General features: G+C 47.3%; 24 protein-coding genes and 1 tRNA gene. 16 read left to right on the top strand and 9 right to left on the bottom strand.

All coding sequences use genetic code 11. The features are described from left to right. The first annotated feature begins 20 nt into the window (after positions 1 to 20). The 3 genes from JW727_01070 (at position 21) to JW727_01060 (ending at position 2,596) form a co-directional block, all read left to right on the top strand. The gene (locus JW727_01070; GenBank protein ID MBN2094615.1) at positions 21 to 1,502 is read left to right on the top strand and encodes a DEAD/DEAH box helicase; all 1,482 of its coding nucleotides are present in this window, start codon (positions 21 to 23) and stop codon (positions 1,500 to 1,502) included. Positions 1,503 to 1,886: 384 nt separating this feature from the next. Next, on the top strand, positions 1,887 to 2,303 hold the full coding sequence (locus tag JW727_01065) for a hypothetical protein (protein ID MBN2094614.1): 417 nt from the start codon (positions 1,887 to 1,889) through the stop codon (positions 2,301 to 2,303). Between the two features lie 65 nt (positions 2,304 to 2,368). Next, positions 2,369 to 2,596: a ChaB family protein gene (locus JW727_01060; protein ID MBN2094613.1), complete on the top strand. Its 228-nt coding sequence runs from the start codon at positions 2,369 to 2,371 to the stop codon at positions 2,594 to 2,596. Positions 2,597 to 2,862: 266 nt separating this feature from the next. Here JW727_01060 and JW727_01055 read toward each other — a convergent pair whose 3' ends face one another. The 4 genes from JW727_01055 to JW727_01040 all read right to left on the bottom strand — a co-directional run bounded on the left by JW727_01055 (position 2,863) and on the right by JW727_01040 (position 4,701). Then, positions 2,863 to 3,165, bottom strand: coding sequence for a hypothetical protein (locus tag JW727_01055; protein ID MBN2094612.1), 303 nt, complete (start codon positions 3,163 to 3,165; stop codon positions 2,863 to 2,865). A 23-nt stretch (positions 3,166 to 3,188) separates the two neighbouring features. After that, positions 3,189 to 3,476: transfer RNA gene (locus JW727_01050), tRNA-Arg, on the bottom strand. 44 nt (positions 3,477 to 3,520) lie between these two features. After that, entirely contained in the window at positions 3,521 to 3,907 is a 387-nt protein-coding gene (locus tag JW727_01045) for a hypothetical protein (protein ID MBN2094611.1), read from the bottom strand. An 86-nt stretch (positions 3,908 to 3,993) separates the two neighbouring features. Further along, positions 3,994 to 4,701, bottom strand: a complete 708-nt coding sequence (locus tag JW727_01040) for an NAD(P)-dependent oxidoreductase (protein MBN2094610.1) — start codon at positions 4,699 to 4,701, stop codon at positions 3,994 to 3,996. Between the two features lie 52 nt (positions 4,702 to 4,753). Between JW727_01040 and JW727_01035 the strand changes: the two genes are divergently transcribed. Together JW727_01035 and prf1 are read left to right on the top strand one after the other, a co-directional pair. Continuing rightward, entirely contained in the window at positions 4,754 to 5,431 is a 678-nt protein-coding gene (locus JW727_01035; protein ID MBN2094609.1) for a PIG-L family deacetylase, read from the top strand. A gap of 43 nt (positions 5,432 to 5,474) precedes the next feature. Next, positions 5,475 to 6,554, top strand: a complete 1,080-nt coding sequence (gene prf1, locus JW727_01030) for a peptide chain release factor 1 (protein ID MBN2094608.1) — start codon at positions 5,475 to 5,477, stop codon at positions 6,552 to 6,554. Between the two features lie 7 nt (positions 6,555 to 6,561). On the opposite strand, the gene JW727_01025 is transcribed toward prf1, so the two are convergent. Further along, on the bottom strand, positions 6,562 to 6,864 hold the full coding sequence (locus JW727_01025) for a hypothetical protein (protein MBN2094607.1): 303 nt from the start codon (positions 6,862 to 6,864) through the stop codon (positions 6,562 to 6,564). A 216-nt stretch (positions 6,865 to 7,080) separates the two neighbouring features. Here JW727_01025 and JW727_01020 point away from each other — a divergent pair, with 216 nt between their 5' ends. The 9 genes from JW727_01020 to JW727_00980 all read left to right on the top strand — a co-directional run bounded on the left by JW727_01020 (position 7,081) and on the right by JW727_00980 (position 17,549). Next, positions 7,081 to 7,731 carry a class II glutamine amidotransferase gene (locus tag JW727_01020; GenBank protein ID MBN2094606.1) on the top strand — a complete coding sequence of 217 codons (651 nt, stop codon included), beginning with the start codon at positions 7,081 to 7,083 and terminating at the stop codon, positions 7,729 to 7,731. Between the two features lie 45 nt (positions 7,732 to 7,776). After that, positions 7,777 to 8,895 (top strand): isomerizing glutamine--fructose-6-phosphate transaminase, encoded by a 1,119-nt coding sequence (locus JW727_01015; protein ID MBN2094605.1) that lies wholly within the window; start codon positions 7,777 to 7,779, stop codon positions 8,893 to 8,895. 31 nt (positions 8,896 to 8,926) lie between these two features. Then, positions 8,927 to 11,545 (top strand): hypothetical protein, encoded by a 2,619-nt coding sequence (locus JW727_01010; GenBank protein ID MBN2094604.1) that lies wholly within the window; start codon positions 8,927 to 8,929, stop codon positions 11,543 to 11,545. A 155-nt stretch (positions 11,546 to 11,700) separates the two neighbouring features. Then, positions 11,701 to 12,642, top strand: a complete 942-nt coding sequence (locus JW727_01005) for a hypothetical protein (protein MBN2094603.1) — start codon at positions 11,701 to 11,703, stop codon at positions 12,640 to 12,642. 8 nt (positions 12,643 to 12,650) lie between these two features. After that, entirely contained in the window at positions 12,651 to 13,616 is a 966-nt protein-coding gene (locus JW727_01000) for a hypothetical protein (GenBank protein ID MBN2094602.1), read from the top strand. Positions 13,617 to 13,704: 88 nt separating this feature from the next. After that, positions 13,705 to 14,853, top strand: a complete 1,149-nt coding sequence (locus tag JW727_00995; GenBank protein MBN2094601.1) for a hypothetical protein — start codon at positions 13,705 to 13,707, stop codon at positions 14,851 to 14,853. 9 nt (positions 14,854 to 14,862) lie between these two features. Next, positions 14,863 to 15,537, top strand: coding sequence for a class I SAM-dependent methyltransferase (locus tag JW727_00990; protein ID MBN2094600.1), 675 nt, complete (start codon positions 14,863 to 14,865; stop codon positions 15,535 to 15,537). 96 nt (positions 15,538 to 15,633) lie between these two features. Further along, positions 15,634 to 16,593, top strand: a complete 960-nt coding sequence (locus tag JW727_00985; protein MBN2094599.1) for a YvcK family protein — start codon at positions 15,634 to 15,636, stop codon at positions 16,591 to 16,593. 5 nt (positions 16,594 to 16,598) lie between these two features. After that, positions 16,599 to 17,549: a hypothetical protein gene (locus tag JW727_00980; protein MBN2094598.1), complete on the top strand. Its 951-nt coding sequence runs from the start codon at positions 16,599 to 16,601 to the stop codon at positions 17,547 to 17,549. 183 nt (positions 17,550 to 17,732) lie between these two features. Here the strand turns inward: JW727_00980 and JW727_00975 are convergent, their stop codons facing one another. Then, the gene (locus tag JW727_00975; protein MBN2094597.1) at positions 17,733 to 18,236 is read right to left on the bottom strand and encodes a hypothetical protein; all 504 of its coding nucleotides are present in this window, start codon (positions 18,234 to 18,236) and stop codon (positions 17,733 to 17,735) included. Between the two features lie 155 nt (positions 18,237 to 18,391). Here JW727_00975 and JW727_00970 point away from each other — a divergent pair, with 155 nt between their 5' ends. Beyond that, on the top strand, positions 18,392 to 19,603 hold the full coding sequence (locus JW727_00970; GenBank protein MBN2094596.1) for an NTP transferase domain-containing protein: 1,212 nt from the start codon (positions 18,392 to 18,394) through the stop codon (positions 19,601 to 19,603). 74 nt (positions 19,604 to 19,677) lie between these two features. Further along, positions 19,678 to 20,313, top strand: a complete 636-nt coding sequence (locus JW727_00965; protein ID MBN2094595.1) for an HAD family hydrolase — start codon at positions 19,678 to 19,680, stop codon at positions 20,311 to 20,313. A 14-nt stretch (positions 20,314 to 20,327) separates the two neighbouring features. On the opposite strand, the gene JW727_00960 is transcribed toward JW727_00965, so the two are convergent. From JW727_00960 to JW727_00950, 3 genes are all read right to left on the bottom strand, one after another. Continuing rightward, on the bottom strand, positions 20,328 to 21,560 hold the full coding sequence (locus tag JW727_00960; protein MBN2094594.1) for a hypothetical protein: 1,233 nt from the start codon (positions 21,558 to 21,560) through the stop codon (positions 20,328 to 20,330). Between the two features lie 91 nt (positions 21,561 to 21,651). Next, the gene (locus JW727_00955) at positions 21,652 to 22,431 is read right to left on the bottom strand and encodes a PIG-L family deacetylase (GenBank protein ID MBN2094593.1); all 780 of its coding nucleotides are present in this window, start codon (positions 22,429 to 22,431) and stop codon (positions 21,652 to 21,654) included. Between the two features lie 47 nt (positions 22,432 to 22,478). Continuing rightward, positions 22,479 to 22,977, bottom strand: a 499-nt coding sequence (locus JW727_00950; GenBank protein MBN2094592.1) for a hypothetical protein, incomplete at its 5' end; no start/stop codon positions are given.

Raw genomic sequence — 22,977 nt, 5'->3', positions numbered from 1 at the left:
ACTAAAGCTTTCCTGCATATATGGTGATGGACAAGTTTAAAAAACTGGGGATTCGCGATGATCTTCTGGTTATTTTGAAGGAAGCTGAAATCACTGTGCCTACAGAGATTCAGGAAAAGACAATTCCCATGGCGCTAAAGGGACAGGATATTATTGCCGCTTCCTATACGGGATCGGGAAAAACTCTTGCCTTCGGCCTGCCAATGATAGAGTCCATTGAGAAGGGAAAGGGCCTGCAGGGGCTTGTGCTTACTCCCACAAGGGAGCTTGCAAACCAGGTGTCGGAAACCCTGAAGAAATTTGCAAAGGCCAAGAAACTGAAAGTCGCCTCTATTTACGGTGGCGTTTCCTTTGACCCGCAGGTTAAAGCGCTTGAGTCTGCTGAGATTGCAGTTGCGACTCCAGGCAGGATGCTTGACCATATTGACCGGGGAACTGTTGACCTTCGGGAGGTATTCATTCTTGTTCTGGATGAGGCGGACCTGATGCTTGACATGGGCTTTCTTCCCGATGTCGAGGACATAATCTACGAGTGCCCTGAAGACCGCCAGACAATGCTTTTTTCGGCCACGATGCCTTATGAAATCGAGGGGCTTTCAAAGAGGTTTTTGTGCGAGCCGACCAGGATTTCTGCAGGCGATTATGTTGACCCGAAGAAACTGAAGCAGATTTATTATGATGTTTATCCTGACAACCTGAAGTTCTCGCTTCTTGCCCACCTTCTGAAAGAGGAGCACCCTGGGCTTGTGATGATTTTTTGCAACACGAGAAGGAATGTCGATTTTGTTTCCGAGAATCTCAAAGCGCTTGGAATAGAGGCGCTTCCGATACACGGCGGATTTACTCAGAACAAGCGCGACACTGTGATGGAGAAATTTCACTCAAAGAAGGTCGGGGTTTTGGTTTGCACAGATGTTGCGGCAAGAGGGCTTGACGTTAAGGGCGTGTCCCACGTTTACAATTACGATTCCCCAAAGGACGCAAAAGAATATGTCCACCGGGCTGGAAGGACCGCTAGAGCCGGCAAAGAGGGAATGGTCATTAACCTTGTTTCCGGTAGGGACACCGATAATTTCAGGCAGGTTCTTAAGGAATATGAGTTTGAGATAGCGGAAACCAAGATGCCCTATGTGGAAAGGATTAGGTCAATAAGGACTGGCGACCAGCGAGGCGGGAGGTTTGATTCCAGGGGAGGCAGATTCGGCGGCAAAGATCAGGGTTATCGTTCTGAAGGCGGCAGGCCCGGAGATGACCGTGGCAGCCGTGGCGGAAGCTATGGAAGAAGCAGCTATGGAGACAGGTCCGGTCCGCGAGGAGGATTTAGTTCAGGCAGAAGCGGCGGAAACCCAGTTGGATTCAGGCCGTCCGGAAACGGAGGCCCAAGAACTGGCGGAAAAAGAACCTTCAGGCAAGGCGGCGAAGCAAGAGCCCCTCCCGAAATAAAGCGGGGAAAGGCAAGGCGGCCTACACACCAGAAAAGGGTTTATCGCGGCAGAAAATAAGAAAATTCCAGAATTAATTCGTTTGAAAGAAATAGTTTTTGATAAAATATAGCCCCTGGAGGGAGACTCCTCATCACAACCCCCTTTCTTTTGGGGTTGTCAGACCTTTTCTTCTTAAGAAAAGGGATGACCTTGAACCCTCGACCTCAGGTTTACAAAACCCGCGCTCTTTGCCGGAAATTCCAAGCCGTAGTCAATTATAAGCCGCAAGGCGGCTAAACTGCCCTCTATTTGCCCGTGGGCAAATGAGGCATCGTTTTCCCGAAGGAAAACGCAGGTTCTTTTTGGTCATGGAGCTTTTTCTTCGCAAGAAAAAGATTCAGCCGACTGAGCTACAGAGGCATAAAATGATTGCCAGAGTTATTTTAAAATAGGGTATTAGTTATGGGATATAGGCCCAAAGGGGTTTCTCCTGTCGTTGCTTCTGTTCTTCTTATCGCGTTTAGCATTGCAATAGCGACCATTGTGGGCACCTGGGCCATGAATTACACCCGGGGTGAAATTTCAAAGCTTGAGGGGGATGCGTATTGCCAGAGCGTGAGCATTCAGCATCTGGACTTCAAGTATGACAATAACTCGCAGGAGGGGCTTATCCGGATTCAGAATTCGGGGGCAGACATACGGGGCTACACAGTCTATGGCTTTAGCGACAAGGGGCAGGAGCTTTTAAAGGAGGTGGCTGAAGTGATAAAGAAGGCAGATATACGGACAATCTCCTTTCAGACAACTCTTCCAGGCATAACTGAGGTTATGGTTGAGGTTGTCGGCTGCCCTGAAGTAAAGCTCCGGCTTACTGTTTAGCTACTTTCAGGACAGGAGTTAGTTTCTGTAGCATATATACTGAAAAAAACATATATTTATGAAATATGCCCCATAAATCCCTTACCGATTTGCCTCCCTCTGTCAGGAGAGTGCTCCCAAAGCATGCCCAGGAAATTTACCTGAAGGCATTTAACAGTGCCTGGGAAACCTACAGAGACCCAAGGAGGATTCGAAATAAGGAGAGCAGGGAGGAGGTTGCAAGCAAGGTCGCCTGGAGTGCGGTAAAGGAAAAATTTGTCAAGGACGATCTTGGGACCTGGGTTGAGCGATGAACTGGTCTAATGGGCTGGATAAAGTTTCATAAAATACGGCTTTGGCATAACCTCTGGGTTTAGGAAAAGCACTTCTACTGAAGTTCCATTTTCCAGGTAGCGAAGACGCGACTGGGTGCACTTGGCTGCTACTCTGGTGCCTAGTCCACTACCTCCCGAATAGGGAAGTCCCTTTTCAAAACGCTCTTGGACGTCACGAGAGTAGAATCCAAGCCCCTGGTCTGTTATCTTAAATGCAGTGTGGTCTCCTACAAGGACTTTTATGTCTATTTGCTTATCTGGGTCATTTCGTTTCCATGAATTATGGCGTTTTCTATGAGAAACTCAAGTAATAACTCCTGCTCATCGCTTAGGCCGTATTTTTCCCTAAAAAGCCCCGGAAGTCCAGGAATTTGCCAGGTGCCATGCAGACCACACATTTTCCAAAAATCGGTGTCGCTTACCTCCAGCCCCCCAAGCTCTTCAAACAGGTCTTTTCTTTCTCCAATTTCTGACGGAAAGATGACATAGCGTTCACCTCTTTTTATCTCTCCAAGCATTTCCCCAACGTCCAGTTTATAGTCAAACATAAGTGTAGATATAATTAAAAATTTGGGCGTGACAGGATTCGATTGCAGCAACCCTTTAGCCTTCGGCCAAAGGTCTGCACCCCAAACGGTGAACATAACGGGAGGCTTTGCCTTCCATCGGTCTTTCTTGAATCTTTTTCTTTTGGGATGGAGACCTTTTCTTTTCAAGAAAAGGGATCTACCTGCGACGTCTACCTGACTTCATCAACCGTCCGTTTTCTTTCTTGGAGGTGTCGGCCATTCTTTCTTTTCTAAAGAAAGAAGGTCTGACTTAGAAGGGTAGCGCTCTATCCAAGCTGAGCTACACGCCCATAAAAATGCCTTTTTTTTAAAAAAGGTGTGGCTTTGCCAAAGTCTAAGTTTCACTTTCGGCTGAATTTCCCTCAATATCGACGATTTTTGCCTGCTCTTTGTACCAGGCAGGGCTTTCAGCAGTTATGTACTCGAAATTGCCTTCTGCCGCAAAAAGGGTTCCTGCAGGGACATCCAGGCAGTCACCTTCCTCGACAAGGTATGTGGAGTTGCCGCAGAATAGTTTTCCGCTGCCTTTAGTTACGAGGACCATAAAGTGCACTTTGGTCTCGCACAGGAAGGTTCCTTCTTCTGGCGGAGTCCTTCCATTAAGGGCCATGCAGTTTATCTCCAGTTGCCTGTCCCGGGCAGCATACTTTCTGATAACTTTCGAGCCGAGGTCAACGATTTTTGCATTCTTTTTCCGGATTAGATTTTCCTTAGGTTCCATAATAGGTTAGAGGGTTCTTCTCTTTGGTTTGCCAGAAAGGTTTCATCCCGAGAGAATTTCTTAAAAATCTTTGGCTGTCTTAGCGGTTATTTTCCAAAGGTCTGGGCAGAGTCCTTTGGAGCCCATCCCACAGGGTTTGACGTGTCGTGGACTTTTCCCTCGTTTTCCGAAACTGCGTAAATGGCCGCAAAGTTTCCGGGTATTGGCTCCTCAAGGCATTTCTTGATAAGGTCCACGCAGTCTCCGTGGCTAAGCCAGACCAGACGCTCGTATTTGCCGATTCTATCCTCGGCTTCTGCAGGAGGCACGTTTTCCGGATTGATTCCTCCAAATCGAACTGCCACTACTTCAAGGCCTTTTTTGGAGTAGTACTTACCAAGAGCTTCCATGAATGCTTTGCTTGCGCCGTATGGGCTGTCCGGAACCTGGTTTGGCCTTTGGGCTGAAAGAAGCCCAGGCCCTTTCCACTCATAGAAATTGTCGGCGTGAACCGAACTTGCAGTAATTACCCTAGGGATACCTTTTTCTGTTGCAATTTGGTAAACGTTATAAATCATCTGCACGTTGTCGGGGTTTATCTGGCCGCTTCTGAAGTTTTCTTTCTCGGTGTCCCAGGCGAGGTGAATGATGGCGTCTGCGCCGTCCACCGCCTCATAAAGTTCTTTATAATTTGCGGTATCAACCGCAGGGGTGCCTCCAATGTCGATGGAAACTATTTCATAATCTTTCTTAAGCCCTTCCCTTAGAACATTCCCAATAGTGCCTTCGGCCCCGGTTATTGCTACTTTTTTCATAACCTTTAAAGATCGGTAAGGGTATATATACCGATATTACCGAATAATATTCATGACTGAAATAAAAAAGGCGGTGGTGCTTGCCCCGCACCCGGATGATGATGTGCTTGGTTGTGGTGGGACTATCCGCAAGCTTGCAGATGCCGGATGGGAGATCACCACGGTTTACCTGACCAATGGTGATGCTGGCTCTCTTAATTATTCCAAGGAGGAGTTGGCGGCACTTAGGGAAAAAGAAGCCCGGGCTGCATCAGATGTTTTGGGAGTTAAGGATGTAGTTTACCTAAGAAATCCTGACGGGTATCTGGAGTACACAACGGATAATCTCATCCAGCTGATTAATCTAATAAGGAGCAAAAAGCCGGAGCTGGTGCTGTTTCCTCACAAGGATGAAGCCAATGAAGACCATCGGGTGACAAGCAAGCTTGGCATGGAGGCAGTAGGCAGGGCTGCTGCACCCTGCTTTCAGGAATGCTACGGGGAGCCCTGGGAGGTAAAAACCGTGCTGGCATACGAAGTATGGACGCCTATTCAGAATTTCTCTTATATTGAAGACATAACAGGCGTCAAGGACACTAAGCTGGAAGCCATGAAAAAGCACGAGTCGCAGCTAAAAAACTATCCTTTTGATGAGGGCGTCGAGGGCCTGAACCGGTTCAGGGGAACAATGTCTGGAAAGGGCAAATATTGTGAATTCTTCCAGGTAATCAAGGTGGATAAACTCTTCTGATTGGCAGTTAGTTGCCTTTAGAAGCTTCCCACGGAATATAGATATGGATCCGGAGCTTTTAAAGATGAAGCGGGTTGTAGATGAGCTTGAAAAGATAAGAGGCCGCCATACGGAACTTGTCACGTTTTATATACCTGCCGGAAGCGACTTCAACAAGGCGGCAGGCCTGATTGCCCAGGAGCAGGCGCTTACGAGGAACGTCAAGAACAAAACCGTGCGAAAAAACGTGCTTTCCGCGCTTGAAAGAATCTCACAGGAGCTTAAGCTGTATGGAAAGCTTCCGGAAAATGGGCTTGCGATATTCTGCGGAAATACGTCCCAGGAAGAGGGAAAGGAGGACATAAAGCTCTGGATGGTTGTCCCTCCTGAGCCAATAAGAGTCAAGCTTTACTGGTGCGGCCAGACATTTAAAACAGAGCCGCTCAAGGAAGTTGTGAGGGAAAAGGACAACTATATGATTGTATGCCTTGACAAGAGCGAGGCGACAATTGCGCTTGTTTCAGGAAAGAACATCACGATAAAAAACCATATCGACTCCCTTGTTCCGGGAAAGACCCGCGCCGGCGGCCAGAGTTCTGTAAGGTTTTCGAGAGTTCGCGACAACCTTCTCTTGCTACACCTGCAGAAGACTGCCGCGCTTGTCAGGAATGTTGCCGAAGGCCTTGAGCTTAAGGGAATCATTATTTCGGGCCCCGGCCCTATCAAAGAGAAATTTCTAAATGAGGAACACCTCCCTAATGACCTGGCAAAGCAGGTAATCGGGGTTGTGGACACAGCTTACACTGACATGCAGGGCATCAGGGAAACCCTGGAGAGGGGAAAAGACCTGATTCAGCAGGCAGAGATTACAAGGGAGTTAAACATTCTTAAGGAGTTTTTTGTCAAGCTCAGCAAGGGCAAGGGGGAAGTTGTCTATGGCGAGCATGATACGATTGAAGCGCTTCGGGACGGAAGCGTCGATGTAGTTCTTGTCTCTGACGATTTCGATAATTTTGGGGTAGTCGAGGACCTCTGTTCGGAGACTGGAGCCAGGTGCGAGCTCATATCGAACTCGACGCCGGAAGGAGTGCAGTTCAAGAATATTGGGGGTGTTGGGGGTATACTGAGATATGCTTCGGCTTAAGGCAAATTTACTTTTTGCAAAAAGCGCAGGTATCCATGCATTCTGAAGCAGTCATTTCGGGGTTTGAATACGCCTCTCTGCACAAGTCCAAGGCAGTTTCAAGTCTGTGGCCATTGGCCAGAGTAGCGCTAATTTGAACCTCTGTCAGCTTCTCGGGGTTGCAGTCAAAGGCCTTGTACATGGAGTGGCAGAGACGGTCAAAAGTTGTGGAGATTGCAAGATGCTGTATTTGGTCTTCGTACTGTTTTCTCTCTTCTTGTATCTCTAGGGTAAAGTAAGTAAGATAAGCGATCATCAGAATGATTAGCATTGTATTTATGGCTAAAAGACGATTCTTTTTTATGAAATTGACCAACGAATTCATAATACTATTTGGAACTTTGTTTATATATTGCTTGATTGGTGCTTAGTCGGTCGTGGAAGCAAGAATCTTTTTATTCCCTAAAGCATACGTATTTATCAGTGGTATCGAAAAGGTAATACCTGGTAATATGGGTATAAATATGCTTATCTTTGAATGTAATTAATGTGCGGTATATTCGGCTACATAGGAAAGGAAAACGCAGCCCACCACCTTAGAAAGGGGCTTGTAAAGTTAAGTTACCGCGGATATGACTCCTGGGGTTTTGGCCTCAAGGAAGGAAATGACATAAAGCTTATTAAGGAAGTCGGTGATATCGAGAATGCGGATGTTAAGCTCGAAAGCAATGCCAAAATCGGAATAGGACACACGAGGTGGGCAACACATGGCGAGGTAACGGAAAGAAACTGCCACCCTCACCTTTGCTCGAGCGGCGTTGCAGTGATACACAACGGGATTGTCGAAAATGCAGATGAGCTTAAAAAGGAGCTTGAAGGCAGGCACAAGTTTCACTCCGAAACTGATACCGAAGTTATCGCCCACCTTATAGGCGACGAGCTTAACGCTGGAACTGATTTTCCCGAGGCTGTCAGAAAAACATTCCTGAAGCTCAAGGGAAGAAATGCGATTGTCGCTATGCACAAGTACTTTGATGGAATTGTCGGGATAAAGAGCGGCTCTCCACTGGTCGTCGGAATCAAGGGCGATGAGTACTTTATCGGAAGCGATATCCAGGCATTCGCCGAAGAAACAGACAAGGCAATATATCTGGACGACCATGAAATGGTTGTCCTGGGAAGCGAGCATGAAAATTAGGTTTGTGTTTGAAGTAGGACTTGTGTCCGGAGGTATGGCTAAAGCATGACCCTGAAAATATATGATGCGATAAGCGGCAAGGAAATTAATAAGAATGTTGAGCAGATTAAGGTTTTATGCGGCGGGCCTTGCATAAATGGGCATTATATGCACAAGGAAATCCTGCAGCAGGCCGAGACGATAAAGAAGTCCAGCCAGCAGGAGGATGCAAAACTGATTGAGGCGGCAATGGAGATTCTCAGGGCTAAAAACGTAATTTTTACTGCCTGCGGAACTGCAAGGTACGCTTCAATTGTTGGCCGGTATGTATTGTCCAAAGTCGCAAGGAAGTTCGCTGAGGTTGTCATGGCGCACGAGTTCCAGTATTTTATGGACTCGGTTGACAATAATACCCTCATAATTGCGGTTTCACAGTCCGGAGAGACGGCAGATGTTCTTGAAGGAGTAATGAAGGCAAAAGAGAAGGGCGCAAAAATCATTGCCGTGACAAATGTAGCAACATCTCACCTTGCGAGGGTTTCTGACATTGTTTTTGACACCAACTGCGGCCCTGAAATTGCGGTTGCCTCGACCAAGGCATTTACCGGCCAGCTTGCTGTCCTGTACATGATTGCCTACGCTGCTGCAAACAGGATGCAGGAGGCGGAGCTTGAGCTTGAGGCGATATCCAAGAAGATTCCTGAAATACTTGCCGAAAATGAAGCTCTCCTCAAAGACCTTGCAGAGAAGTTCAAGGGCAAGAGGCATTTCTATTATATTGCCAAGGGAATTGATTTTGCGATTGCTTCCGAAGGCGCGCTCAAGTTAAAGGAGCTGTCCTATATTCACGCTGAGGGTATGCCTGCCGGGGAGCTTAAGCATGGGACGATTTCCCTCATAGAGAAGGGCACGCCCCTTGTCGTGGTATGCCCCAAAGACTACACCTTTGATGAGACGCTTAGCAATGCCCGGGAAGCAAAGTCGAGGGGGGCGTATGTAATTGCAGTTTCAGATGAGCACAGAGACCTGTACGATGCCTGGATAAAAATACCTAAGGTGGGCGAACTCTTTTATCCTCTTGTAAGCGTCATACCTCTGCAGCTTTTTGCGTACTATATGGCGGTCGCCTGCGGCAAAAACCCGGACAAGCCAAGAAACCTTGCAAAGAGCGTGACAGTCAAGTAGTATGCCTAAATATTTAATCTTGGGATAAATTATGTATTACTTCAGAAGTGACGACTTGGCAAAAAACAAGGAAAAAGTCATTTCTGACCTGCACTTAATAAAAGAATCCTCAAAAAAGAATCCTTTCGGCATTTCCGAGTGCATTGGAACTACAACCCAATTGATAATCTGTATGACTGAAACCCGGGACAAGGAAATTCTTGACTCTGCAAGTGAGGCGGCAATAGAATTTCTGAAAAACATTTTGGGGGGAATGGACAGATTTGACACAAAAGACCTCCCAAGCGTTTTTGCAGCCCTTCAGTTGTTTTTGATAGAGTCAGGCCAGTACTCGTTTGAGGTTGCCGAAGACCCGGACTCAAGGATAAACAAGCTTATAGGTGCTTACCAGAATGACTCGCCAGAATATCTGAAACTGAAGGAAAAGTACAATTTTTCCACAAGCCAGCTTAAGAATGCAAAGCGGGTGAGGGATGCGGCATACATTGCAGCAAAGAAGTTTTTTGAAAGGCCTGAATTTTCCGAGCTAAACAAGCAGGGCTTTATTGCCGATGAGCTTTTGCCATTTTTCCGGGGCATGACTGATTACGAGAGGTTCCGACCTTTCAGAGTTGCCGAGGCGACAAAAATCGGCGACAAAATTTATGCATTTTCCGAGAGGACAACAAACGAGGCGCTAAGGTGCTTGCTTCTCAAGATTTATGACAAAAAGCAAATCCGGTTTGGAACTTCTGGCTTTCGGGCATATGTTGGAAAGGATTTTACCCAGAGAAGGTCTGACATCATATCTCTTGCGACGGCAAGGGAGGTTAGCATCTTCCAGAAAAAAAGCGGAAGGCCGATTATCATAGTTTACGACACCCGGCTTGGCTCAAGGGAATACGCCATAGAGAGCGCAAGAGTGTTTATCGCCCAAGGGTTTCCTGTGAAGGTTTCAAGGGAAGCGGCGCCAACAGGCGCGCTTGTTTACTGGCTTATCGAGGAGGAAAAGCTCCAGGCGGCAGCAGGCGAGAATATGACTCCAAGCCACAACCCGATTTCAATGCAGGGCCAGCGGCTTAGCCTGCATAATGGGGATGTTGCCCCGACTTCGGTTACCGACAGGGTCGAGCGGGAAGCAAACCTCATAAACTTAAACGAAGACCCTGTGGAGAAGTGCGATTTGTGCAGGGCGGAGCGCGAAAGGAAGTTTCAGTTTATCGATATGCGGGGCAAGTACACGACCTGGATTGCAGACCTTCTAAAAGAGCAGAACGTTGCGGTTTTTGACAATAGCGGAAAAATAATCGGCAGGAGGCCTCTTCCTGAGCTTCTGAAGGAGTTTTATTCCAAAAAGTCTTTCATACACAATGCGATGAACGGCGCTGCGAGAGGGTACATTTCCGAGATTTTCCGGAAGATGGGCATTTACGAGGAGTCTGTTTTCCAGATGGACTCTGAGAAGGATACGTTCCTTAAGCTTCGCCACTACGGAAACCCGGAAGAGAGGTGGATGACTCCGACCATGGACCGGATGAAGGCGCTTGATGCTGTGTTTGAGGGCGCAACTGACCCTGATGGAGACCGGTGCGGCGGGGTTCTGGATGAAAGCGGTTTTACCAACCTTAACAAGCTGATGGCGATGCTAATCGAGTTCATGGTTGTTGACCTGGACTGGAAAGGCCACCAGATTATCAGGACGGGCTCGACTTCAACTGCGCTTGATGATGTTATCGTAAAGCTTACTGCTGACGGATATGACATTAAAACGCCGGAGATTGATATGGTGAACTCGCTTGTAAGGCATCCTTTCTACAACCTTGTTCATATCTCTGACCCGTCAGTGGCAGAGCTGCAGAAATTCCCGTGTGTTGTAACTGAAGTCGGCTTCAAGTATATTTCCGCTGCAATGAAGAAATATGACCTGCCAGCCGCGGTTGCTGGTGAAGAGAGCGGAGGGTTTTCCATAAAGCGGTTCCCTGATAAGGACGGAATCGTTGGCTTGTGCCTTGTGGCGTCCATGGTTGCACAGAGAAACATGAAGCCGGGAGAGATGTGGAAGGCGCACATGAAAAAATACGGGACAACCTTTGACAAGAGGGTAGATCTCTGGGTTCCAAACTATCCCAAGGAGAAGCTTATCAATTACTGGATTGACAACCCGCCTAAAGTCCTTGGAGAGCAGACCATTAAGTGGATTGGCGGCACAAAGAACGACAAGGTCGAGCTTGTAATGGAAGAGGCGGGAGTCGTGAGCCGGCTTGTCGTCAGGGCATCTGGCACCGAGGAGATGAACCGGCTTTACCTTGAAAGCAAGAGCGAAGAGGTGCTTGAAGCAATAGAGAAGGAAACGCTTTTGCAGCTCCGGCGCTTTGTTCTGGAAGACATCGAGCAGACCCACAGTTACTTCGAGTTGGCCGAAAAGGTAGGGGCTTTTGGGACAAGCTACCTGGATGAGGCAGGAAAGAAGGCATATTTCGAGACGGTTTTAAAGAAGATGCAAGGCCTCGCGGCAAAACACGGCTTAAAGCCAATCGAGGTCTACAGGAAAGTCCTAAATCTTCTCACCTATGGTATGGACAGGGACGCAAATGTGCGGCATGTTGCCTGGGGAAGCAATATCGGTGAAGAGCTCTACCATTATCTTGGAGGGACACACCCAGGTTTTTGAAGAGCCGGTTGCTGAGTGTTTTTGGAGAATGAAATTTTTTGGAGGGCTTTTCTTTACGGGGTGCGTATTGGGCGCTTGTAATGGCATTGTGGTGTTTTTAGGGCACTTATGCTCTGCCAGATGATTGTTTAAATACAACTTGGCTAGGGTATATTATGTCTGAAAGAGTTTTTGAGGAGTGCTTGGGATATCTTGAGAATTTTCCTTCCGTATTGAAGAGTTTGGGCAGGGATGAAGTTATAGGGCGGGGGAGCACTTACAGATACCTTCATGATGGTAAGGAGCACCAAAGGATTCTTGCTGAAGAAATTTTCGTAGAGGGGTTGGATAAGTTGATGGGTGATTTGGGGCTCTCTTCAACCACCCTTAATAAAGGCAGGTACCAGGAGCTAGGTGGAACGGGCGAGTATCAAGATGTTTTAGTTGTGTCAGACTTTGATGGCGTGGATGGATTTGTGAAGGGCAGGATTAACCCTGATGAGGGTCTGGGAGGGGCTAATGCTTCCCTTGCAGTTGTCGATGAAAAGGGCCGGCTATTGGGTTCTGCAATCATAGATTTGGAGGGGGAGGACATGTTTTATACAAGAGGCCCCATCTCTCAGGTTTTTCGTAAAATGGGGGGTGCGGCAAGCGCTGAACCCGTGAGGTCCCCTGAAAGTATTGATTCTCTTGATAAGGTTCGGACTTTTGCACCGGGCCTTAAGAGTCTGAGGAAATTTGATCGAAGCGGTCAACTTGAAGAAACCTTTGGTGGGTTTAGGGATCTCTTGAGGTCTTATGGAGCAACTGAACTTGATGTTTCAGGTCCCGACTATGCTTCAGAAATCATAAGAGGTAACCTTGATGTTTACCTGACGGTAGGGGAACATTTTCCTAAAATGGCCACCGTTGGAGATATGGTGAATGGTTCTGGCGGCGTAGCGGTTGAGTTGGTGCCAAGCAGACACCAGAAGCAACGTTTCAGGCCAAAAGAAATCACTCTGCATGGGATTTGGCCACTAGATGACATCTACAACCAAAGCACTAGGAAAACTTTCCTCGCTGTGCCTAATGATGCTCTTTATAAGGCAGTTTTGACGGAAATAGGCAAGGTGTAGTTTAAACTATGGCAGAAAACAGGGATTTAGGGCGGGCAATTTACCAAATTCAGCAGGAAGCTGGAGACTACCTGAAGAGAAACGGGAATCTGCCACTTTCTTACCTGAAAACACGGGCGAAGGAAATCTGCCCCGGCCTTGAGCTTGACGGGGAAAACTGGATTAAGGAGGAAGTCGGGGGAAAGGAAGTTCCCTACCGCCCGACAAGCACCGCTGCAATTATCCTTTCGGAGAAAGACAATGGAGAGGTTTCAAAGGTGGCCCTGGCAGATGTCGAAGGGGCTTACCCGATTGTCATTGCGGACGGAAAGAAAGCGTACATTTACGATGAATCGGGCGGGCTTTACGCAATTTCGGGCGTAAACAGAAAAAACCTCTCCCTTTACAACAAGATCAGGACATTCATATTTGGCCAGAAGAAGGAAAAGGAGTGGGTTGCTGCAAACCGGCTTTCCGAGGGGCTTGCCAAAAAAGGGTACCGGCCCACAAATGACATGAGCGCTTACTTCATACTTTCAGAGTATCTTGATTCCTACAGGGAAAGCGGGGGCTTTGCAGTGATAACCCCCCAGAGGTCGGTATTGGTCGAGCCGTATGACACGAAACTTCGGCAGAGAAAAGACGCATATGTTATTCACTCTATGAATAATGGCCTTCCTGAGGGCTCCAGATTTGTTCTGGTTACTGTTGGAGGCGATCCGCTTTACACTGAAGAAGGAACGCACAAAAAGGCGGACACCAAAGATGAAGTTTATGACGGAAGCGGCTGGGTTGCGGCGCCTGACAGGGAAACTTACGAGAAATTTATGAAAGATTTGTCGGAGATTGTGTCAGGAAAGGAGTTTGATGCCTATATTGATTCATCAGGCATGGCTCCTGGAGACGGCTCTTATGAGAGAATTGGGCGGCTAAGAAAGGAGATTTCCCGGTACCTGGGCAAGAGGAACAGAGCCGCCCAGAAAAAAGCCGCCTGATTTTAGATAAAATCCCGAGTTAGAGCAAATCTGGCAGGCAATTTAGCATCTTGGAGTAGTCTTTATATATTTAAAATGGGCTAAAATTATGTCCGCAGAAGCTTCATCTAACAGTACCGCTTACTTTGCAAATATTTCGGGCTATAGCCCTGAAGAGCTTAGGAAGGAATTGTTCAAGGCAGAGGACCTGCTTACGAAAAGCGGTCGGGGGAGCTTTGATGGATTGGCGGCTTATTTTAATGTAAATGGGCCTTATACGATTGACCCAAGCAGCGCTGACCTGAAGGCGCGGCCTAATGTTGCCGATTCTCTTAACGCGCTTTCTGATTCCGGCGCTTATGTTGGCCCCAGCACTGGCTGGGATTACAAGACCATGATGGCTATTCTTGAAAGGGATGGTTTTGTGCCTGAGATTGGCGTTTTCGAGGGCGGACAGGTCTATATGGTGGGCGGCAAGCTCGCAGTTGTTGCCCCCGTCAGTGAGGAGGTATTCTACAGGCCGTGGGAAGGAGTAATCTCCAAAGCGGCCGATGAAGAGTTTAAGCTTGCTGTCCAGTCCAATGACTCGGCCAGGCAATGCTATTATGTTGAAGCTGAAGAAGCAGGAAACCTCAAGAACAATATTCACGTCAAGGGCAGGAAGGTTTCAACAGAAGACCTTTTCAGCACGCTAAACACCTACAGGCAGCAGGAAGGAGAGAAAGCTGATTATGTCCTGGTATATAACGAAACAAGCGGCAAAATCGAGCTTGACCTCACGCCTCTTTCGGTTAAGCATATTTACGAGGCATTGGCAAAAGAGTACACGCTTCAGAGCTTCAGGTTTGGCAGGACAGAGGAAGGTCGCGTCGAAATCTGGAGAGACTCCAGGGACAAGCCGGTTTCTCTTGAGGACCTGGAGCGATTCACAAGGGAGGTTTTGCCTCCGGGCTACAAATATGAGTCTCACCCGGACATGTGCGTTGATTTCTGGCCTGAGTCCGTCTCAGGCGTGACAAAAGAGAGCACTGCGCGGCTTGTGGCGAAAAAGGTTGCGCCTGGCAAAGATATGCTTCTTCTAAGCGTTGGAGACAGGCCAAGCGACATCTTCCGGGGCAAGGACACGCTTTTCTTTGCCCAGAAGGGCTCTAAGGCGGAAAAGAAAGCCCTGGAGGAAGGAATTCCGTACGTCCCGGTCAATGATGCAGCGGACTATGCTGCCGTTGCCGCTCTTCTCAAGGAGAGCCGCGGCTGGTAATCTGATAAGATGCCCAAATTCAATAGAGCATACTTTAATTCAAAATTCTATAGTTGCAGAGAGGATTTTTGGCACTATTTTGATTCGGAGTATGAATCTAAAAAATACCAGAGGCAAATTGGCTTGGCAAAGGATTTGGCAGGCAGTATTCCTATTAAGAGACTCCTTGAACTCGGCTGTGCTGAAGGCGCCTTTACCAAGAGACTAGCAGAAGAATGGCCCGATGCAGGGATCGATGCAGTGGACATATCTGATATTGCTGTAGGGAGGGCATTAGAGCTTATGGGGGGTTATGGAGAGAGAGTCCGGATTTCAGATGATGACTATTTCAGGTATGTATCTGGACTGGATAAGGAGGTTTACGATGGAGTTTTTTTAAGCGAGTCTCTTTATTATCTGGGATCTGACCATTCCTGGGTGGAGGTTTGTGATTTTCTTGAAAAGCTCGCACATTCGGTGAAGGTGGGGGGATTTTTGGTCATGGCGCATATAGTAAACGCTTCGCCTAAGACGCAGAGATTTATAATGGATGGCTACCGAGCAGTTATTTCAGGGCTTATGCAACCGGTCTACATGAAGGAATACCGGGCGTTTAAGAAGGAGGATGATGAGAGTTATACCTACCAGATTTGGGGGTTTAAGAAAGGGCAGAATATTGGATTATCCGGAAAAGCTGCTGGGTGAAACTTCCACATTGCCCATTTCGGTTTTAGGATATTATCGTATTACTTGGCAATTACATCAAGACTGGAGATATAAATATATTAAGAAAATAACTTTATGACGAAGGTATTATGTTTTGGCGGGGGAAACGCGATAACAAAGGTGGTTCTCCCGGAACTTAAAAAAAGGGGACATGATGTAACCTCAGTTACTTCCATGGTTGATTCAGGCGGCTCCACAGGCCAGCTGAGGGCAGACTTTAAGATTCTTTCGCCTGGCGACATAAGGCGACACCTTATTGCGCTTTCAGATGCTCCCAGATGGAAAAAAGACCTGTTTGCATTCAGGTTTGGCAGAGAGGTGTTTGACGGGGGCCACAAGGGCCATTCCTTTGGAAATGTTTTTCTTGGCGGCTTGCAGCATGTGCATGGAGATTATAGCAAGGTATTGGACATTGCGCACGAATTTTTGGAGGTAAAGGGAAGATGCCTTCCAGCCACCATTGAGATTACTGATATTGTCGGGCTTCTTGACAATGGAAAAGAAGCGGTGAGCGAGGATGAAATTGATGTTCCAAAGAACCACAGCCCAGACTCAAAGATTGTTAAGGCATACCTCAGGCCGGAAGTAAAGGCATATCCTGAGACACTTAAGGCAATTGAGGAAGCAGAAATGATAATTATAGGCCCTGGAGACATGTACTCCAGCATGGTGCCGTGCATTTTGCCGAAAGGCATAAAGGAGGCGCTTCAGAAGTCGAAGGCAAAAAAGATTTTCATCTGCCCTGCAATGGCAAAGAGGGGAGAGACGCACTGGTACACCGTTGTGGGACAGGCAAAAGAGCTTGAAAGGTACATGGGGTGTGAATTTGACCTTGTGATTTACAACACGGCAAAGCCGAGCAAGGAGAGGATAGAGGAGCACCAGAAGGAGGAGCCGCTTCACATTGGAATCGTGCCTTTTGATGACGTGCCAAAGGGCGGAAAGTTTGTCGGAAAGGACATTCTAACCACTGAAGGAATGGTTGTCTATGACCCGGAGAAGGTTATGGCGGTTGTCTTGGGCGAGGGTAAGTAAGGATTATGGATTTTGGTCTTATTGAGGGCTTAGCTGAAGATTCCTGGGAGTTGCAGAGGCGTGCTTATGAAAGTTTTAGGGAAAATCATGGAAGGTTGCCAAATGAAGCCGTTTTAGGTATTGCAGAGGAGATGGGGCTATTGGCTGAGGGTAGAGGAATCACTCTTGATGACCGCATATGGGATAAGAAAAAGCAGGTTAGCTTGTACCCGAGTGAGACGGGAACGCAAACGCTCCTTTACCTTGACACAGGCAATAATATTGAGGCACTGGCTTTTGCAAGCGCGTTCTGTGACCATTTGCCCGTTCTTATTGCTGATGGAAATGGGGCCTATCTGTCCCCTGGACCTGATGGGGGAGTATATCCGATTGGAGGCCTCAGCAAGGACAATGTCAACGAAGCCAATACTGTGCGGCTTTCAATTTTTGCCCAAAAAGATACTCATCAGTGGTACGATGCGGGGATTCTGGATGCAGAGCTTGGTGTCTTGGGTGATTACCGGGTCCAAACCCATATGGGTCCGGGCACTTTACTTAGGTCGTGGTTTCCGGTATGTGGTATAAAAAACGGTAAGGCAGAGGGTTATTCAAACAATGCTTGTTTTGGAGAGATATATCCCAATAAATGGAAGGAGATGGAAATCCCGTACTTCATTAATTCGCTGAAAAGGAGTACCCCCGCAAAGACTCAGCCCATTATTACGGAGATGTCAGGAAAACCTTTGTATGAGGGGGTTAATTTGTCTTACCTGATGAGACCCGAAGGCAACAAATATGGGGGGCCTAGTTGGTTTGCTTCATTGGATGAAGTAACGCACAATCAGGTTTTGGGGGATATTAAAGATACTTACCTTAGGTTGGAGCATGAGGGAAGATTACGCCATGATCCTCAGGGAAAGGTAGATCACCTTCTTAGAGAGCTTGCGCTATATGAGCCAGGGGCTGTTTTCTTATAAGATAATCTTGATCTATCCCGAACGCAGTCACTAGCTGCACTCAGGGACGCTGTTTTCGAAGCAGCTTTCAGTCTTTTGCCATTAAACCAGAGTGAATTTTACAATTGGCTCTATAAGTTTCTTGACAATCTTAATGGACTACTGTTTGAGAAATTAACCCTTTCAGATACACCACTTTCTGGCTTAAAGCAGGCCTTCATTCTTCAACTTGCCTATTTCTTCAGCGACCCAGTCTGGATGAACAAGACCTTCAGGATAGCCCTCTCCAGTCTTGCAACCGCCTTTATTCCATCGTCCACGCTCATTGTAGGGCATATTTGTTATGCCCCGGCATATCCTGGCAAGTTCTAAGCCAAGATTTGTTTTGGCGTTATCCAGATTGTTTAATTGCGTTACAAGGCCTTTTCCAATCACATCCAGCGCGTCATATTGGCCCAGGTGAGTTTCGTAATTGGAAACCGCGGCGTTTATTTTTGCAGAATCTGGCCGTCCATTTTCGTCAAGTAAGCCATTAGTTCCAAGCCCGTCCCATACAATTGCCAGGGGTTCTAATTGCCTGCCTTTAAGGAGGTTTTGGTCTCTTCTTCGTGCAGCAACCAACTCATTAAAATTTCTCTCTATGAGCTCACTCCATCCCAAGTACATTTCTGGAATGGCTAAAGCGGTAGTAAACGCTCCACCTGCCATAACATATGTCTCAAGACCTCTTCGACTAATCCCTCTTGGCTCGTATTTCCAACTCATTAAGTTACTACCACTCATCACCTTAAAAATAGAGTATTACTCCATATTACTTTAAATATATACTTAACCGGGGAAATTAATTCAGGTGAAAATTAAAAATGCAGGCAGTAGTTTTGGCGGCAGGAGAAAGTTCCAGGTATTGGCCCCTCAACAAGAGGCATAAATCCCTTACCACGGCGTGTGGAAAGACAATGCTGGAGTGGACGGTCGATAGCATAAAAAGCGCAGGAATCCCTGAAAAAGACATCGTTGTCATACAGGGACCTGGGCGTGAAATTGAGTTTGCGCTCTCCTCAAAGCTTCCTGGCCTTAAGTATGTAGTGCAACTGGAGCCAAAGGGGATGGGAGACGCTGTCATGCAGGCGGAAAATCACATAAGGGACGCTTTTGTGGTTCTTAACCCGAACCACCCGGACGCTGCTGAAGTTATAGATGTCCTTAAGGCGAAAAAGGAGGAAACCGGCGCTGGAATGGTGCTTATGGGGCAGGAAACAAATACTCCTGAGCTCTATGGTGTTTTTGACCTTGAAAAGGACAAGGCAAAGGCGATAGTTGAAAAGCCGGAAACGGGAAAAGCCCCATCAAATATCCGGGTTGTCGGTTCGTATCTTCTTCCAAAGGATTTTTTTGGCTACTACAAGAGGGTTCCTGAGCACATGTACGCATTTGAGGATGCGCTATCCCTTCACATGAAGGAAAAGGACACCCGGGTAGCTCTCACGAAGAAAGATATGATTTCAGTCAAGTACCCGTGGCACCGGCTTAAGATAAGAGAAGAGCTTTTGAAAAAGAAAAAAGATTCTATTTCAAAAACCGCTAAAATCGCCAAAGGCGTCATAATTGAAAATTCCCATATCGGCGAGAATGTGAAAATATTCGAGAACTCAGTCATAAAAAATTCCTATATTGGAGACAACAGCATAATCGGAAACTTTTCCCTTGTAAGGGACACAACTCTTGAGACGGGCTGCCTTATCGGGGCCCATTCTGAAGTTGCAAAGTCGGCGTTTCAGGAGGATGTGCATATGCACTCCGGCTACATTGGCGACACCGCAATTGGCGCCCACTCGAGAATCGGGGCCGGAGTCATAACCGCGAATGTCCGGCTCGACAGGGGAGAGATTTTCTCGGTCGTCAAGGGAAAAAAGAAGGGAACAGGCCTTACCTCGTTTGGCTGCATAATCGGCGAGAACGTGAAGATGGGAATAAATACTTCCACAATGCCGGGAGTCCTTATTGGGAACAATTGCATAATCGGCCCTGGAGTAATCGTTAAGGAAAACCTTCCTGACGGAAGCAAGGTCCGCTAAATCACTTTGGGAATCAAACCCTTCCGCAAAAGGCGCCGCCGGCACTTAAAATTACTTTTTTGAAAACTCTAGTTATGGTAGACTTGTCCGGAAAGGAGGGATTGGAAATTGTTTTTGACTTTGACCATACTCTCTTTAGCACCAAAAAATGGGTCAGGGCTCTCATTCGGAAGTTTAAGGATCTGGGCGTCCCTGAAGAGGTTTTTTCGAGGACTTTTTACGCCTGCAAGGATGGGCCTGGCTACCGGTCTGAGGCCCAGATAGGTCTTATAAAAAAGGAATTGCCCGAGGTAGATGAAGATCTGCTGAGGGAAGTTGTGACAACCCATACCCGCTTGGCAAAGGAATGCCTCTATCCGGATGTTTTGCCTTTTTTAAAGAGGGCTAAGGGGAAGGTTCGAATGCATATTCTTACTTTGAATGGAGAGGATGTCTGGGGCAGGATAAGGGGCTGCGAAATAGAGGGATTTTTTGAGAAAATCATGGTGGTGCAAAATCCTAACAAGCTGCCCGTTCTTGAAAAAATGGTCAATCCGCTAGGGAGGGCAGTTTTTGTTGAGGATAATCCAAAAGCCCTTGAAGACGCAAAAAAAGCATTGCCTGGACTCACGACTATTAGGATCGACAGGGGAGAAGGCGGCTACAGCGGCAAGCCATCCGGCGAGGGTATAGACGTTGATATTAAGTCTTTTGATGAGCTGGAGATTTAATCCCCTCTTTTGGCCTAAATTACCTTTCGACCCTTAACTTTCCTTAAATGCCCCCACTTTTCTGAATCCGGGAATTCGTTTACGATTTTTTCGATGCCAGTGAGCTCAGAAACTCTTCCATCTCTTTTTTGAGTTGTTACCAAAATCTGTACGCTCGGCATGCGCCTATTGTATGCTTCTTTAAGCGTATTTGCAATTTTTGGCAGAATATCTCCTGCACCCGCTACTTCCCTGGCGGGCTCAGGGTCTCCAAGAGCGATACTATTTGCAAAATTTGATTCTATGCCAATGCTCCCCACAAGGCCGTGGCGCGAGGTGTTAGTTTCTGGCTCATAGTTGTAGTCTAGCAGGAAGGCGCCTTTTGAATTTTCATCAGATTGAGGGCCAAACGGCTTTTTCTCCAGTTCCCAACTTCTGATTACGCTTCCGTCGGGCCCAATCCTTCCAATTTTCCAGTCCAGGCCTGTGTAGTTCACCATATTTGGCCAGTGCAATTCATGAGTTGAGTCCACGTTGATTCCAAGGGCTTTGAGCTCCTCGCGCTTTTTAGAGGTCTCCCACGCATTTGTATAGACTTCGGGGTATAAAAAAACGAAGTGCTCTCCTTTTGCGGGCGTTCTTCCTTCGCGCATCATTTCCCTTGTAAATGACAAGTTTGGGACAAAGTTTCCCTGGAGGTCGTAAGTGGGGCGGAAGATGTGCATTTCATGCAACTCTCCTGTCGGGTCCTGATACGTTGAAACTCTTCCGTGCTGAAGCCCCATTCCAAACCTGTAGGGGTGCCCTCGTGGCCCTACTTGAGACACGTCTTTTACGCGCAGGTTCGTTTTGAAAGGTTTTTCTTCAATTACGTATCTGTCGCCGTCCAGAACTACCTGCTCGCTTCCGGCAAGGGGGGTGTTTTCCAGGTCTTCCATGGAGGCCTGATGGTTTGGCATGAAAGCATAAACCTTCAGTTGTGGGATGTACCGGATTTTTCCAACCTCCAGTGGAGAGGGATTTTCCCCTTTCAAAGGGCTTCCAGTAAAAGCTGTACACATCATCCTGTGATAGTCCTTTCTGGACTCTTTGTCGCGAAAATCTACCCCGTCCAGGGCACAAAGGGCATCCCTGGCCACCCCTGCCCGGTCACGGTATCCTCCGGAGTGTACTATCGGCCCGTCAAGAGGGGCAACTTTTCTTCCATATTTGTGTATGCCCTCTACTGCGTCCTCAATATCCCCCCATAGGTCTTTACTAATTGCCATAACATATGGCGGCTTCAAGGTATAAATTGCATACCCCGGCAAGCTTATATGTTTTGTGGGCCTGTCAGGGATTATCTTGGGAGGTAGCGGATCAGGATTCTATTTTCCGCTCAGCCCTCCCGTGGAAAATTTTTGAAATATCCCTTGTGTAGCCAAGGTCTTTGATGAGCTTTTCCTCGTTTTTGCGGTTTTTTTCGTTTCGGTTGAAAATCCCTATGATTTCGGCATGGCAGACTCCGTCATCCTTGCAGGCCTTGAAAATCCTTGAAAAGTAGGCGTTTATGTGCTTTGACGCTTCATCATATTCCACGCGCTCCAGTTGGGATTTGTGGACTCTTATAGCTTCATGTTTCTTTTCGAGCTCGTCGTCTATTCCGACAAGCATTATTTTCTCGCAGGGGTCTTGCCTTTTTTCGTAAAAGTCAGGGAAAAACCAAACCTGGTATTTTACAACCAGAACATCTTTACCTTTCTTGGAAAGGGCTTTCATAACAAGATCGTGCGTTGAACGGTGGTCGGAATGCCTGTCAGAGTATGAAGGGATAAATACAACGTCTGGCCGGAATTTCAGAATTATTTCCTCAATTCTTGAAACCGCTTCTTTCTGCCCAAAATCGTTTAATTTTGAAAGCGTGCCGTCCTCGATTTCAAGGGACCAGTGCTCTTTGATGCCGAAAATGTCCCTTTCGGCTTTTGCTTCCAGGGCGCGCACCTTCAGAGTTTCTTCCGGGCTGAGCGTGTCGCTTCCATGCCGCCCGTCGGTTGTGTAAACATACCCTGCCTGCCATCCCTTTTTGGTGAGCTTTGCAATTATCCCTCCGACACCTATTGCAGAATCATCCGGGTGGGGGCTGAAAAACAGGGCTCTCATAAGAATATATCTTGCCTTTTGTATCTTAGTTCGATCCCTGAAGGCAGCTACTGGCAACTCTGCCAACAGGGTGAAGTGGGCTTGAGCTTGTTTGCCTTGCAGAAGATTTCTATTGCGTCTTTTGACGCTCTAAGCTCGGTTTCAGCTGACCGGATAGGAAGCTCGACTTCAATCATCTCCTGGGCGTCAAAAAGCGCGCCCATTATGAGCCGGAGATTTCCGATATTAGGCGCTTCGTTTTTTATCGCAAAATTCACGGCTTTCTTGAGCATTCTCAGGTACTGGCTGGCATCGTACTTGAGGAGAGGCATCTCATAGACTCTTCCCTCCTTCTCCACAAAGAGCTTTTTTGTCTTCATCTCGCCATATATTTTGGTGTGGCCGCAGTCAAGCTCGAAAACGCGAAGGTCCACATAGGGTGTGGTTATGCCATATATCTTTCTTTCAACTAAGAAGTTATAGCCCGTGTCTGCCAGAAGCTTCTCTGCCAGAGCTTCCCCCTGCTTGGATATGCCCAGCCACCCCCCAAAAAACGCAAAGGGTATC

The organism is Candidatus Aenigmatarchaeota archaeon, assembly GCA_016932615.1.
In the GTDB taxonomy this organism is placed as follows: domain Archaea; phylum Aenigmatarchaeota; class Aenigmatarchaeia; order QMZS01; family QMZS01; genus JAFGCN01.
Note: the sequence above shows the minus strand (reverse complement) of the source record. Positions and strands in the feature narration are given on the sequence as shown.

Coding starts and splice junctions, on each gene's coding strand:
- JW727_01070 (MBN2094615.1), top strand. CDS start 21: ATGGTGATGGACAAGTTTAAAAAACTGGGGATTCGCGATGATCTTCTG.
- JW727_01065 (MBN2094614.1), top strand. CDS start 1,887: ATGGGATATAGGCCCAAAGGGGTTTCTCCTGTCGTTGCTTCTGTTCTT.
- JW727_01060 (MBN2094613.1), top strand. CDS start 2,369: ATGCCCCATAAATCCCTTACCGATTTGCCTCCCTCTGTCAGGAGAGTG.
- JW727_01055 (MBN2094612.1), bottom strand. CDS start 3,165: ATGTTTGACTATAAACTGGACGTTGGGGAAATGCTTGGAGAGATAAAA.
- JW727_01045 (MBN2094611.1), bottom strand. CDS start 3,907: ATGGAACCTAAGGAAAATCTAATCCGGAAAAAGAATGCAAAAATCGTT.
- JW727_01040 (MBN2094610.1), bottom strand. CDS start 4,701: ATGAAAAAAGTAGCAATAACCGGGGCCGAAGGCACTATTGGGAATGTT.
- JW727_01035 (MBN2094609.1), top strand. CDS start 4,754: ATGACTGAAATAAAAAAGGCGGTGGTGCTTGCCCCGCACCCGGATGAT.
- prf1 (MBN2094608.1), top strand. CDS start 5,475: ATGGATCCGGAGCTTTTAAAGATGAAGCGGGTTGTAGATGAGCTTGAA.
- JW727_01025 (MBN2094607.1), bottom strand. CDS start 6,864: ATGCTAATCATTCTGATGATCGCTTATCTTACTTACTTTACCCTAGAG.
- JW727_01020 (MBN2094606.1), top strand. CDS start 7,081: ATGTGCGGTATATTCGGCTACATAGGAAAGGAAAACGCAGCCCACCAC.
- JW727_01015 (MBN2094605.1), top strand. CDS start 7,777: ATGACCCTGAAAATATATGATGCGATAAGCGGCAAGGAAATTAATAAG.
- JW727_01010 (MBN2094604.1), top strand. CDS start 8,927: ATGTATTACTTCAGAAGTGACGACTTGGCAAAAAACAAGGAAAAAGTC.
- JW727_01005 (MBN2094603.1), top strand. CDS start 11,701: ATGTCTGAAAGAGTTTTTGAGGAGTGCTTGGGATATCTTGAGAATTTT.
- JW727_01000 (MBN2094602.1), top strand. CDS start 12,651: ATGGCAGAAAACAGGGATTTAGGGCGGGCAATTTACCAAATTCAGCAG.
- JW727_00995 (MBN2094601.1), top strand. CDS start 13,705: ATGTCCGCAGAAGCTTCATCTAACAGTACCGCTTACTTTGCAAATATT.
- JW727_00990 (MBN2094600.1), top strand. CDS start 14,863: ATGCCCAAATTCAATAGAGCATACTTTAATTCAAAATTCTATAGTTGC.
- JW727_00985 (MBN2094599.1), top strand. CDS start 15,634: ATGACGAAGGTATTATGTTTTGGCGGGGGAAACGCGATAACAAAGGTG.
- JW727_00980 (MBN2094598.1), top strand. CDS start 16,599: ATGGATTTTGGTCTTATTGAGGGCTTAGCTGAAGATTCCTGGGAGTTG.
- JW727_00975 (MBN2094597.1), bottom strand. CDS start 18,236: ATGGCAGGTGGAGCGTTTACTACCGCTTTAGCCATTCCAGAAATGTAC.
- JW727_00970 (MBN2094596.1), top strand. CDS start 18,392: ATGCAGGCAGTAGTTTTGGCGGCAGGAGAAAGTTCCAGGTATTGGCCC.
- JW727_00965 (MBN2094595.1), top strand. CDS start 19,678: ATGGTAGACTTGTCCGGAAAGGAGGGATTGGAAATTGTTTTTGACTTT.
- JW727_00960 (MBN2094594.1), bottom strand. CDS start 21,560: ATGGCAATTAGTAAAGACCTATGGGGGGATATTGAGGACGCAGTAGAG.
- JW727_00955 (MBN2094593.1), bottom strand. CDS start 22,431: ATGAGAGCCCTGTTTTTCAGCCCCCACCCGGATGATTCTGCAATAGGT.